Below are 12,055 nucleotides of genomic sequence, written 5' to 3' on the forward strand. Positions count from 1 at the left end.
ACGGATTGTACTCGTCCCGCCCGGCCGGGGTGCCGCCCCGGCCGTTATCGCCCACATGCCATGCGCCCCCGCGTCAGAAGTAGTGCCGCAGGCCGACCGTCGCGCCGAGCTGCGTGGTGCTCGTGCTCGGCGACTGCCCGTTCACGCCGACCAGCTGCGCGCCGATCAGCCCGCCGCGGTAGATCGCGTAGTCGACTTCCGCGTAGAGCATGCTGCGCTTCGACAGGGCGTAGCCGGCGATCGCCTGGAACTGGCGCGCGCGGCCGTCGAAGTCCGGCGTGTAGCCCGACTGCGTGGTCCACCAGGCGTTGACGGCCGCCGTGAAGGTCTGCGTGAAGCGGTAGGTGAGCCCCGCGAGCGCCATCTTGCGGCGGCGGAACCCGCCGGGCGTCGACGGATCGACCACCTGCGCGGGCGAGATGATGCCGAGCGCGGCGAGATCGGTCGGGCTGAACGGGCCGTTCTCGAACGACGTGAAGTCGTTGTCGCGCGCGTTCTCGATATAGCCGGCGTTGACGGTGGCGTTGCCGAGCGTGACCGAGCCGCCGCCGCCATAGATGTCGAACTTCGCGTGCGTGACGTCGTCCCAGCTGCGCATGAACGACGCGCCGACCGTAAACGGCCCCTTGTCCGGCGCGTACGCGATCGCCGCGCCGGCCTGGCTGCCGAGCGCGCCGCCGCCCGCATGGCCGCCCGGTGCGTACTGCGCGAGCAGGTACAGGCTGCCGAGCTGTGCGCCGTACTGGATCATGTTGCTGGTGCGCGCACCCGCGAGCATCGTCTGCTCCGGTTTGAACAGGTTGAAGTACGGATCCTGCGGGCCGGCCCACAGGTTCGAGCCGTAGGTCAGCGACACCATCTCGAACGGCACGTTGTACTGGCGCCCGAGCGAGAGCTGACCGAGCGACGTCGACGTGAGCCCCACGTACGCGACCTGGAAGAAGTTCGGCGAGCCGGCCGGCACGATCGCGCCGCCGTTCGGGCCGAAGTGGCTTTCCACGTTGAACTGCGCGGACAGCCCGCCGCCCAGATCCTCCTGCCCCTTGAGGCCCCAGTAGCTTTCGGTCAGGCCGCCGCCGTCGGCCATCGAGAGCTTGCGGCCGGTCGACACCGGAGTGCCGTCGGCGCCGTAGGACACACCGTGCGTTTCGTAGCGGATGCCCGCGTCGATCACGCCGTAGAGCGTCACGTTGCTTTGCGCGTGCGCGCCGGCACTGGCCAGGACCATCATCGCGCAGCATGCCGCGCGAATGCTATCGGGACGATTCATTCTTATGGACTCCGCATCGGTCAGGGGGGCGGCAGCGTTGCACTGCCGGAAGCGACTGTAGAAAGCCAAATTTGCGCGGGCCACGGCCGCGGCGGCCAATCTCGTGGTGCGTCGCGGCCACGCCGTTGCGCAGTGCGGTCAGGGTGACGCGCGGACCGCGACGCCGGGTTCGGCACGGCGCAGCGCGAGCCGCACGCACGGCGCGGCGGCCAGCACGGCCACGCACAGGACGTGCGCGACGTGCTGGCCGCCGAAGCGGCCGAGCAGCGCGCCGGACAGCGCGGTGCCGATGCCGGCCGCGAAGAACGTGACGACGAGCGTGCGCGCGACCAGCGAGCCGTCCGGGTCGACGTCCGACAGCATCCCGGTGAGGAACGGCACGATCACGAAGAACGCGCTGTTCAGCACGAACTGGCTCAGGAAGTACGTGCTGCCGCTGCGCGCACCGAAGAACCATTCGATCGACCCGATCATCGCGAGCTGCGCGGCCCAGATCAGCACGAGGCGATGCTTGTGGCTGGCCGGATGCGACGGAATCGCCGCGCCGACGAAGCCGAGCAGCGACGACACCGACAGCAGCACGCCGATCGTCGTCGGCGACAGCCCGGCGCGCTCGCCGACGAAACCCGCGATGGCCCACTGCGACGCCTGCACGCCATAGACGAGCGCGGTCACGATCCAGATCGCGATCACCGGTCGCCACGGCAGCGCGTGGCCGCGCGCGCGGGCTTGCGATTGCGCGCTCGCGAATGCGTCGATACCGCGGATCGCGGGCGCCAGCACCGCGACGACCGCCGCCAGCAGCGCGAACACCCAGCGGCCGAGCCACGCGGCAGGCAGTGCCGCGATCAGCACGAGGATGCCGCCGTTGATGCCGCCCGCGAGCAGGTTGATCTGCCCCCACAGGCGGTCGGTCGACGCGCGCTGCGACACGCCCGATGCGACGACGACGAACAGCATGCCTTCGAACAGCCCCGTCATCCCGCGTGCGGCGGCGGCCGACACGACGCCGGGCGCGATCGCGCTGAGCGCCTGCCCGACGATCGCGCCGACGAGGCCGGCCAGCGTGAACGGCCGCGCGGCGCGCGCGATCCGGTGCGACAGCAGTGCGCAACTGATCGCGATGCCGAGGATCTCGGCGCTGACGAGCGCGGTGGCCGTGCCTTCGTCGAGCCGGAAGCGCATCATCACGGCCGCGACGAGGAACGGCGACAGGATCAGGCCGTTGGTGGCCGCCGCGAAGGCGAGCGCGAGGCGCACGACGGCGCCCGTCGACGGATCGGGGCGCGACTGCGCGGCGGAGTGCAGCGTGGCGGTGGTCATGAAGTCTCCTGGCTGGAACGCGGCCGATCTTGCGCGACGCCGGCCGTTTCGTGCATCGGGTGTGTCCCTCGGCGGGCTGTCGAAGCCGGCGCGGAGGCGAATGCGTTCGGTTGCAGCCCGAACAGCGTGCGCAGGTACGGCGTCAGGAAGCGGCCGTGCGGGTCCATCCGCTCGCGCAGCGCGAGGAAGTCGTCCCAGTGCGGGTAGCACGCGGCGAGTTCGGCCGCGCGCAGCGCATGCACCTTGCCCCAGTGCGGCCGCCCGCCGTGGTTGCGGCAGATCGCCTGCACGCCCGAGAAGTACGCGTCGAACGGCATCCCGCGATACTGGTGCGCCGAGATGCGCACGCTGTCGCGCCCGTAGTCGGGGCTCAGCCAGATGTCGTCGCCGCGCACCCAGCGGTATTCGATCGGGAACATCAGCGGGAAGCTGCGGCGCGCGATGAAGTCGCGGATTTCGCGCAGCGCGTCGGCGCCGCGTTCGGCCGGCACCGACCATTCCGTCTCGTTGAAGCGGACGCGCCGCACCGTCGACAGCATCGCGTAGCTCGCATCGACATGCCGGCCGGCCGATACGGTCGACGCGCACAGCCGGCTCAGCGCCGGGCACAGCGACGGCACGCGCCGGCCGAGCCCGCACAGCGCGCCGAACACGGTGTTCTCGAGGAACGATTCCGATGCGCGGCTCGCCCAGTGCACGGCATCGGCCGGCGCGTCGGTCATGTCCCACGCCTTCGTCAGCACGGTATCGGTATGCGGGAACCAGTAGAACTCGAACGAGCGGTGCTTCGCGATCAGCGTGTCCGCCTGCGCGAGGCAGTCGTCGAGCTGCATGCCGCCGCGTTCGAGGCGCAGGTTGAATGCGGGCACGAGGCGCAGGCCGATCTCGGTCAGCACGCCGAGCGCGCCGAGCCCGATCCGGCCGCCCGCGAACAGTTCGGGATGCGTGTCGGCCGTCGCGCGGATCTCGCTGCCGTCCGCACACAGGAAGGTCAGGCTGTCGATCTGCGTCGACAGGTTGCCGAGCGCGATGCCGGTGCCGTGCGTGCCGGTGCTGGTCGCGCCGGCGATTGACTGCACGTTGATGTCGCCGAGGTTCTCCATCGCGAGGCCGTGCCTGGCGAGTGCGGGGCCCAGCGCCCACAGCCGCGTGCCGGCATGCACGCGTGCGACGCGCCGGTCGCGATCGACGTCGATCACGCCCTGCATCGCGTCGAGCGACAGGATCACGTCGTCGGTCTGCACGAGCGGCGAGAACGAATGACCGGCGCCCGCCGCGCGCACGGTTGCGCCTGACGCGGCCGCGTCGCGCAGCACGGCGGCGAGCGCGGTGCGCGATGCGGGCGTCGACACGGTTGCATCAGGACTGCAGACATATCCCGACCAATTGCGCCACATGGTGTTGTCTCCCTGGGTCTCGTTTGAATGTTTGGGTTTGTGCGGGTTGAATGAGGAGCACGTGGCCCGTCAGAAAAAGCTCTTGCCTTCGCCGCGATAGGTCGGCGCCTCGCCGACCACGCGGCCGCCGCGGATCAGCAGCAGCGTGTTGAAGCGCTCGCACAGCTCGCCGGCTTTCGCGTGGCGGAACAGGATCGGATCGCCGACGGCTGGCGCGAATCCGTGCGGCACACGCACGGGCGTCTGCACTTCGCCCGCGCCTTCGTTGGCGATCAGCGTGCAGCCGGCCGGCAGCCACGGGCGCGGCAGGCGGCTCTTGCCTGCCGGGCCCGACGCGACGTAGCCGCCGCCCAAGCAGGTCACGATGCCCGGCTGCGGCATCCGCACGACCGGCAGCGCGAAGCCGGCGGCCGGCTGTGCATGGAATGCCGCGTAGTGGTCGAACAGCGCCGGCGCATAGAGGCCGGAACCGGCTGCGAGTTCGGTGACCGACGCGTCGCCGAGCGTGCTCTCGAAGCTGCCGGTGCCGCCGCCGTTCACGAAGCGCAGCGTGTGGCCGGCGTCGACGAGCGATTGCACGGCGGCCTGGCGGCGCGCATTGATCTCGCGCGCCGAGCGGCGCTTCAGGTGGCGCACCAGCGCGTTGCGTGCGCCGCCGCCCGGTTCGGTGTCGGCCACGCCGGCGATCTGTCCTTCGTAGCCCATCAACCCGTCGAGCCGCACGTGCCGCCGCTCGCGGATGCGGTTCGCGAGTGCGAGGGCGCCGGCCGCGTCGCGCACCGGCGAGCGGTACATGCCGAAGTACAGGCCCGGATACGCCGACGACATGTCGAGATCGATCGCGAGCGGGATCGTCACGCGTTCCTCGTGGGCGATGCGGTCGATCGCGTCGACCTGTGCGCCGTCGTCGACCATCAGCGTGATCGAGCGGCCCTGCCTGAGTTGCGCGGCGACCGCGCGCAGATCGTCCGGCTCGACGGTCGGATACGCGACGACGATGTCGTCGAACCCGCCTGCCGCGAGCCATGCGGCTTCCCCGGCCGAGTAGCACAGCAGCCCCTGCATGAACGGGCCGGCGGCCAGCGCCGCGCCGATCAGTTCGCGCGAGCGCACCGATTTCGTCGCGAGCCGGATCGGCATCCCGCGCGCGCGGCGCTTCAGGTCGGCGAGATTCGCGTCGAGGCAATCGAGATCGACGAACGCGGCGGGGAGCCGGCGGCCCGCGAGCGCGTCGCGGTAATGGCGGTAGTCGCGGACGGCGGCAGGGGGGCGAAGCGGGAGGTCTGCACGGCTCATGGAACGGGCTCGGCTGGGTCGGTTGTGCGTCGCGCCGACCGTTCGGCGCGTGTCGGAAATCAGCATAGGGCTGGCCAAAATGGTGACCAAGCGCTGAGCGGGTCGTTAGACGGGTCCGATCCGGCCATCCGTATCGGCCACGTCGGCGGCGCACCGCTGCGCGTCGCGCGGCTGGACCGCGCCTTGCTTGGTGTCGCGACGCGCATCGCGCATGCGGGCCCGAACCTCCGCCGGGCGGGCAAGGCGCGCCAATGCTCGCGTTGGCCGAGGCGGCAACGAAATGCGTTTCAAACGTCGTGCCGGGCCTGGCCGGTGCGAGCAGGTTTAGTGCCTGCGTTCTAGTGCCGCTTTTGACTGCATGCCGGATTCGACCTAGAACCTACTCGCGGATGCACCGGCGAAGAACGGCATGACGTGACGAGGAGGCGACGTGAAGAAGAACAGGGCACTCTGGCGGCGCGCAGGCGCGATCGTGGCGATCGGCGTGGCTGTCGCGATCTGGCGGTACGAAGCGGCGACGCCGGCCGAAGCCGCGTCATCCGGCACACCGGCCGCAGCAGCGAGCACGCAGCCCGTCGCGGCCGATGCGTTCGGCACCGGCGCCGCGACGCCCGGCCCGGAAGCGCGACGGCTCGACGTCGATGCGCTGCGCCGCAGCCTCGCGGGGCGCCCCGATGCGGATGCCGAAGTGAAGCGCATCGTCGCGTTCGCGCGCTTCCGCGACGAGGTCGCCGCTTATGGCGATCGCCGCAACAGCCTGCCGCAGGCCGAGCGCTCCGTGCTCGCGCGCCGGATTCTCGACGAACTGCCCGACCATGTCGCCCGTAACGAGATCGTGCCCGTGCAGGCCGAAGCGCTCAGCGCGGCGCTGCTGACCGATACCGAGGCCGATCCCGCGACACGCAGCGCGGCGATCCGGTCGATGCGCGCGCAATGGGATGCGTATGCGCAGCAGACGGTCGGGCCGTCACCCGCGCAGGATCCGCGCTATCTCGCGTACGAACGGCAAAGCCGCGACGTGGTCCGGCAGGTTCAGGCGAGCGTTCCCGATCCCGACCAGCAACAGACCGTCATCGCGCAGCGCCTGCAGGCGCTGCGTGTCCAGCTGTTCGACGGCGCGTCACCGTCCGGCGTGCACTGAGCGCCGAATCCGCGACGCCGGGCCGATGCCCGGCGGCCGCGTCATGTCCATTGACCAGGAGGGGAGATGTCCACAGCACGATGCCTGCTGCGCGTCGCCGTCGCGACGTTGCTCGGTTGCGCGGCACTGAACGGCCACGCGGCCGATACGACGATGCCGGATCCGTCGATTCCCTATTATTCGTGGTACGAAGTGACGTTGCCGGAGAGCAGCGGCGCGTCGTGCGGCAACGGCACACCGATGCGCTTCTACGTCAATCGCGCGCAGTCGGACAACCTGCTGTACATGATGGAGCCGGGCGGCGCGTGCTGGAACTACGGCACCTGCACGCAGACGTCGACCGGCGCCGAGGCCGGCCTCGGCGGCTTCAATCCGGACGGCATCCCGCACAACTACATGAACGGCACCGCGAACGAGGCGCTGCTGTCTTCGTTCCTGTCGCCGCTGCTCACGCGGATGGATCTCGCGCACATTCTCGTCGGCGAACCGAAGGTCGAGACGCAGCAATGGACACAGGTTTTCGTGCCCTATTGCACCGGAGATATCCACATGGGCAGCGCGGTGCGCAACTACACGTCGCCGACCGGCGACTGGCGTCTCCAGCACTACAGCGGGCTGAAGAACATCCAGGCCGTCGCGCAGTGGCTGACGTCGCACGGCTTCGGCAAGCCGAACCGGCTGCTCGTGTACGGGATGAGCGCGGGCGGCTACGGCACGCTCGCGAACTACGCGACGCTGCGCAACACGCTGCAGCCGCAGGCGCACAGCTCGCTGCTCGACGATGCCGGCACCGTGTTCAACACGCCGTTCGATGCCGATGCGGCCGCGCATCCGTCGGTCGGGTTGTACGACAGGGTGCGCACCGAGTGGGGGATGACGGGCCCCGACGGGATGATCACCGTGAACAGCCGGCTGACCAGCCGGTTCGATCCGGGCAACATGGGGAGCGCGTACGCGGCGCTGTCGGCGACCTTTCCGCATGACCGCTTCGGCTTTTCCAGCTACCAGCGCGACAAGATCATCGCCGCGTATCACTACCGCGCGTTCGTGCCGGCCGTGATGGCGGCGCCCGACGATGCGACGAAGGATGCGTTGTCGCTCGCGATGTTCGCGACGGAGCTGGACGGGCTGAAGCAGACGCTGAACCCGCTGCCGAACTTCGGCTACTTCATGCCGTGGGCACGTAACGACTTCATCGACAACCACCAGGTGACGGCGGTCAGCTTCACCGGGTCGGGGATTCACGAGAACGGCACCGACGCCGACATCGGCACGTTCGTCGACAACCTGCTGAACCAGCAGGACCCGGCCGATACGCCGGTGATGAAGGCGTTCCGCACGCAGCAGTGGTCGGACTTCACGTTCTCGACGTTTCTTGCGTGGATCGACAGCGTGTTCAACCTGACCGGCGAAGCCGGGCCGATCTCGGGGCATCGTGCATAAGGTGTTGCGCCTGGGCGAGCGGGCGGCGGCGCGGTACGCCGCCGTTCCTGCCGGGGCGATGCGCGCCTAGAAAGAACCGTCGTCGAAGCGGGACGAAGCCGGACGGCGCTTCATGTCCTTCAGCCAGTCCCGGACCTTTTCCGGATCGTCGAATTCGCGCAGTGCCACGGTCAGGTCGTGGTTGCTGCGCTGCATGCCGGCGATGTCGCGCGTGAGCATGCGCATCACGGTATCGGGCGCCACCTTGACCGTCGACGCGATCCCGTAAGTCCGCCGGAAGCCGGTCTCGACGTGCTGGATCTCCTGATCCAGCTCGCGGAGCTGCTCCTCCAGGATGCCGTTGTAGCGCGTCAGCCGTGCTTCGCTCAGGCCGTCGATCGCGCGCCGGTCGATCTGTTCGATCTCCAGCTGCAATTCCAGCAACTGCAGCAGATTGCCTTTCGCATACGCGTGATTGACCCGCTGCATCAGCACGGTCTTGCGCTCCTGCTCCTGCGGATCGGTTTCGCGATCGGGGTGCAGCGCGCTCGCGAGCTTGCGATAGACCTCGCGGATCGACTTGCTCGATTCGGCCTGCTCGGCTTCGCGCTGGGCGGCTGCGGCCGATTGCCGGGGCGCTTTCTTGCGTTTGGCGCGCTGCGCTTCGCGGGCTTCATGAGCGGCCATGTCGCGCTCGAACTGTTCGTCGAGTTCCGCTTGCATGCGCTCGGCGAGTTCGTCGGGCGACAGCGCGTCGAGATCGTCTGCCGGTTCAGCGGCGGGCGTCGGTTCCGGCTTCTGTTTCGTCGGTGCGCGATCGGCCGCTGCGGGGTCGTCGTCGCCGGAGGCGGCGTGCCGGTTGTAGATGATTTTCAACGCCGCGTCGGCGCTGACGTCGAGCAAGTCGCGAGCCATGCCGGCGATCAGCCCGGACAGCGTGCGCTGCTCGGCCTTGCTCAAGCCCTTCTGCAGGAATGCGTCGTCGAGCAGATTGAGCAAGCGAATCCGCAACGCCGTCGACGCCTGTTCGAGCGGCAGCAGCCCGTCGACGAATTTTGCCTGGAAGGCCGGCATCACGGCGTCCCACGCGCCGAGCCGCTCGCGTCGCTTTTCGATCTGCTTGACGAGCGTATTGAACGTGTTCTGGGCTTTCGACAGGCTGGCTGTCTCGTGGCCGGGTGCGATGACGACCGCGGCACCGCGATGTGCGGTCATGATGAATGTCCTCCGGCCGCGGCGGGAGGCGCAGCAGGCCGGTATTTTAGCCGGATGGGCTGCGGGGCGGCACGGAAGGGCGCTATCCTCCGCAGCGACCGGCGGCGCGTTACGGCTTCACCGTCGCAACGGCCGGCAAGCCGGACTCCGCGCCCGGCGCGCCGTTCGACCCGTAGGCCGCTTCGGCGGTCTTGCGTTCGGCGAGGCGCTTGGCCGCCAGCCGCTCCTGCGCGGCAACGATGTCACCGGGATAGTTGTCGCCGTCGGCGGCGATCGGCACGTAGCCGACCGATTCGAGATCGAGCAGTTCCTGGCGCACCTGGGCGCGCGTGAGCGTCGAGTGCGACGCCTGTGCGTACGACGCGGACGGTGCGGCGAGGAGAACGGTGGCGGTAGCGGCGACGGTGGCGATGGTGACGATGACGGATTTCACGGTTTCCTCAGACGGTTTCGTTACGGTCCGGCGCGCGTTTGGCTGGCTGAACCGACGACACAAGTTTAGGAACCCGGACCGCCCGGATAAATGCGGAATTCGTGCCAGCAGTGTTACAGAACGAGCAAGAGTGGGCCGGGCGGCGCCGTTGCGTCAGTCGCCGAACAACTGGCCCTGCCCGGAGATCACGCGTTCGAAATCGTCCCGCAGGAACGGCAGGATCGCATCGGCGACCGGCTGCAGCTGGCGGCTCAGATAGAACGCATAGTCGATCGGCGAGCGCATCGTTTCGAGCGGCTCGGGGCCGGCCGTCGTCATCACGTAGCTGATCCAGCCGCCGCGCTGATACTGCAGCGGCCGCCCCTGCGCGAGGTTGAACTCGTCGGCGATCCGCGCCGCACGCACGTGCGGCGGCACGTTGCGCTCGTATTCGCGCAGCGGCCGGCGCACGCGCTTGCGGTAGACGAGCTGGTCGTCGAATTCGCCGGACAGCGTGCGCTGCACGTAGTCGCGGATGAAGTCCTGGTACGGCTCGCGCCGGAACACGCGCCGGTACAGCTCGCGCTGGAACTGCTGCGCGAGCGGCGTCCAGTCGGTGCGCACCGTTTCGAGCCCCTTGAAGACGAGATCCTCGCCGCCGCCGGCCGCGGCCGCGAGGCCCGCGTAGCGCTTCTTGCTGCCCTCTTCCGCGCCGCGCACGGTCGGCATCAGGAAGCGGCGGTAATGCCGCTCGTATTGCAGTTCCAGCGCGCTCTCGAGCCCGAAGTGGTCGCGCAGGTGCGCGTGCCACCAGCGGTTCACGTGCTCGACGAGCGCGCGGCCCTTCGCGCCGGCTTCGTCGTCGTCATGCGTGCGGCCGAGCCACACGAACGTCGAATCGGTATCGCCGTAAATCACTTCGTAACCCTGAGCTTCGATCAGCTCGCGCGTGCGGTGCATGATCTCGTGGCCGCGCATCGTGATCGACGACGCGAGGCGCGGGTCGAAGAAGCGGCAGCCCGTCGAGCCGAGCACGCCGTAGAACGAATTCATGATGATCTTCAGCGCCTGCGAAAGCGGCGCATTGCGCTGCCGCTTCGCGTCGTCGCGGCCTTCCCACACGCGGCGCACGATATCGGGCAGGCAGTGCGCGGTGCGCGAGAAGCGCGCGCCGAGAAAACCGGGCACCGATGCATCGTCGCCGGGGTTCGCGAGCCCTTCGATCAGGCCGACCGGATCGATCAGGAACGTGCGGATGATCGACGGGTAGAGGCTCTTGTAGTCGAACACGAGCACCGAGTCGTACAGGCCGGGGCGGGAATCCATCACGAAGCCGCCGGGGCTGTTCTGTCCCGTCACGTCGCCGAGGTTCGGCGCGACATAGCCGAGCCGGTGCATGCGCGGCAGGTACAGGTGCGTGAACGCCGCAACCGAGCCGCCGGTGCGATCGGCCGCGAGGCCCGTGACGCTCGCGCGTTCGAGCGCGAAGGACAGCAGGTCGGCCTTGTCGAAGATGCGCGTGACGAGCTCGCAGTCCTTCAGGTTGTAGCGCGCGAGCGCGGGCTTGTCGTGATCGAAGCGGCGCTGGATCTCGTCCATCCGCTGGTACGGGTTGTCGATCGACTTGCCTTCGCCGAGCAGCGACTGCGACACGTATTCGAGGCTGAACGACGGGAAGGTCCACGTCGCGGATTTCAGCATGTCGATGCCGTCGAGGATCAGCCGGCCGGCCGCGCCCGCGAAGAAGTGGTCGGGCTGCTGCCCGTGCGCGCGCCAGTCGAGCACGCTGCCGCCGCGGCCGAGCTTGAGCGGGATGCCGTATTGCTCGGAATGGGCATGCAGGATGCGCAGGTCGAACTGCACGAGGTTCCAGCCGATCACCGCGTCGGGATCGTGTGCGTCGAACCAGTCGTTGAGCCGCGTGAGCATCGCGGGCCGGCTGTCGCAGTAGTCGAGGTTGAAGTCCAGCGTGGCTGCAGCGCCGCTTGCGTCGCCGTTCGGTGGGCCGAGCATGTAGACCTGCCGTTGCCCGCAGCCTTCGAGCGCGATCGAATACAGCTCGCCGTGGACGCTGGTTTCGATGTCGAGCGACACGCAGCGCAGCGTCGGGCGGTAGTCGTTGGCGGGTTTCAGCTCGCCGCCGCTCAGCGTGCCGTCGCGGCCGGGCTGGCCGCGAAACTGCACGGAGGCCGTGATGAAGCGCTCCATCGCGTAGCGGTCGGGCGGCTGCACGTCGGCTTCGTAGACGTCGACACCGGCCGCGGCGAGCCGCTTCTGGAGCCCGGACAGGTGGCGATAGCGCTTGCAATAGAGGCCGACGACGGGGCGCTGCCGGAAGTCGCGCAGCGCGAGCGGGCGCAACTCGGCGTCGTGCTCGCCGGCCAGCGTGCGTTCGGCGAGCGCCTGCTGTTCGGCGGGGATGAACGCGACGGCTTCCTGCGGGCGCAAGCGCACGCGGCGCGGACCGTGTTCGGTTGCCAGCCAGAACTCGATCTCGATGCCGGATGCGGTGTCCCGCCAGTGGCGGGTAAGGATGAAGCCCTGCTCGAACGCCGTCAAAACGCTTGCTCGTCGTGGAT

General features: G+C 69.1%; 9 protein-coding genes. 2 read left to right on the forward strand and 7 right to left on the reverse strand.

Annotation, left to right across the window (positions count from 1 at the left end):
• Positions 1-73: 73 nt before the first annotated feature.
• The 4 genes from OHZ10_RS19530 to OHZ10_RS19545 form a co-directional block, all read right to left on the reverse strand.
• Positions 74-1,270, reverse strand: a complete 1,197-nt coding sequence (locus OHZ10_RS19530; protein WP_059237974.1) for a porin — start codon at positions 1,268-1,270, stop codon at positions 74-76.
• 138 nt (positions 1,271-1,408) lie between these two features.
• Positions 1,409-2,593 (reverse strand): MFS transporter, encoded by a 1,185-nt coding sequence (locus OHZ10_RS19535; protein WP_342705581.1) that lies wholly within the window; start codon positions 2,591-2,593, stop codon positions 1,409-1,411.
• Positions 2,590-3,990, reverse strand: a complete 1,401-nt coding sequence (locus tag OHZ10_RS19540; RefSeq protein WP_342705582.1) for a D-arabinono-1,4-lactone oxidase — start codon at positions 3,988-3,990, stop codon at positions 2,590-2,592. The genes OHZ10_RS19535 and OHZ10_RS19540 overlap by 4 nt, the downstream gene beginning before the upstream one ends.
• Positions 3,991-4,059: 69 nt before the next feature.
• Positions 4,060-5,286 carry an amino acid deaminase/aldolase gene (locus tag OHZ10_RS19545; RefSeq protein ID WP_342705583.1) on the reverse strand — a complete coding sequence of 409 codons (1,227 nt, stop codon included), beginning with the start codon at positions 5,284-5,286 and terminating at the stop codon, positions 4,060-4,062.
• A gap of 430 nt (positions 5,287-5,716) precedes the next feature.
• On the opposite strand from OHZ10_RS19545, the gene plcR reads away from it, so the two are divergent.
• The gene (gene plcR / locus OHZ10_RS19550) at positions 5,717-6,427 is read left to right on the forward strand and encodes a phospholipase C accessory protein PlcR (RefSeq protein WP_342705584.1); all 711 of its coding nucleotides are present in this window, start codon (positions 5,717-5,719) and stop codon (positions 6,425-6,427) included.
• Positions 6,428-6,493: 66 nt separating this feature from the next.
• Positions 6,494-7,870, forward strand: a complete 1,377-nt coding sequence (locus OHZ10_RS19555; RefSeq protein ID WP_059237965.1) for a pectin acetylesterase-family hydrolase — start codon at positions 6,494-6,496, stop codon at positions 7,868-7,870.
• Positions 7,871-7,936: 66 nt separating this feature from the next.
• Here the strand turns inward: OHZ10_RS19555 and OHZ10_RS19560 are convergent, their stop codons facing one another.
• The 3 genes from OHZ10_RS19560 to OHZ10_RS19570 all read right to left on the reverse strand — a co-directional run bounded on the left by OHZ10_RS19560 (position 7,937) and on the right by OHZ10_RS19570 (position 12,035).
• Positions 7,937-9,064, reverse strand: coding sequence for a molecular chaperone DnaJ (locus tag OHZ10_RS19560; protein ID WP_342705585.1), 1,128 nt, complete (start codon positions 9,062-9,064; stop codon positions 7,937-7,939).
• 109 nt (positions 9,065-9,173) lie between these two features.
• Entirely contained in the window at positions 9,174-9,497 is a 324-nt protein-coding gene (locus OHZ10_RS19565) for a DUF4148 domain-containing protein (RefSeq protein ID WP_059237961.1), read from the reverse strand.
• A gap of 153 nt (positions 9,498-9,650) precedes the next feature.
• Positions 9,651-12,035, reverse strand: a complete 2,385-nt coding sequence (locus tag OHZ10_RS19570) for a DNA polymerase II (RefSeq protein ID WP_342705586.1) — start codon at positions 12,033-12,035, stop codon at positions 9,651-9,653.
• Between the last annotated feature and the right edge of the window lie 20 nt (positions 12,036-12,055).

The sequence above is a fragment of the Burkholderia arboris genome (assembly GCF_038723655.1).
GTDB classification, from domain to species: Bacteria; Pseudomonadota; Gammaproteobacteria; order Burkholderiales; family Burkholderiaceae; genus Burkholderia; species Burkholderia arboris.

Coding starts and splice junctions, on each gene's coding strand:
- OHZ10_RS19530 (WP_059237974.1), bottom strand. CDS start 1,270: ATGAATCGTCCCGATAGCATTCGCGCGGCATGCTGCGCGATGATGGTC.
- OHZ10_RS19535 (WP_342705581.1), bottom strand. CDS start 2,593: ATGACCACCGCCACGCTGCACTCCGCCGCGCAGTCGCGCCCCGATCCG.
- OHZ10_RS19540 (WP_342705582.1), bottom strand. CDS start 3,990: ATGTGGCGCAATTGGTCGGGATATGTCTGCAGTCCTGATGCAACCGTG.
- OHZ10_RS19545 (WP_342705583.1), bottom strand. CDS start 5,286: ATGAGCCGTGCAGACCTCCCGCTTCGCCCCCCTGCCGCCGTCCGCGAC.
- OHZ10_RS19555 (WP_059237965.1), top strand. CDS start 6,494: ATGTCCACAGCACGATGCCTGCTGCGCGTCGCCGTCGCGACGTTGCTC.
- OHZ10_RS19560 (WP_342705585.1), bottom strand. CDS start 9,064: ATGACCGCACATCGCGGTGCCGCGGTCGTCATCGCACCCGGCCACGAG.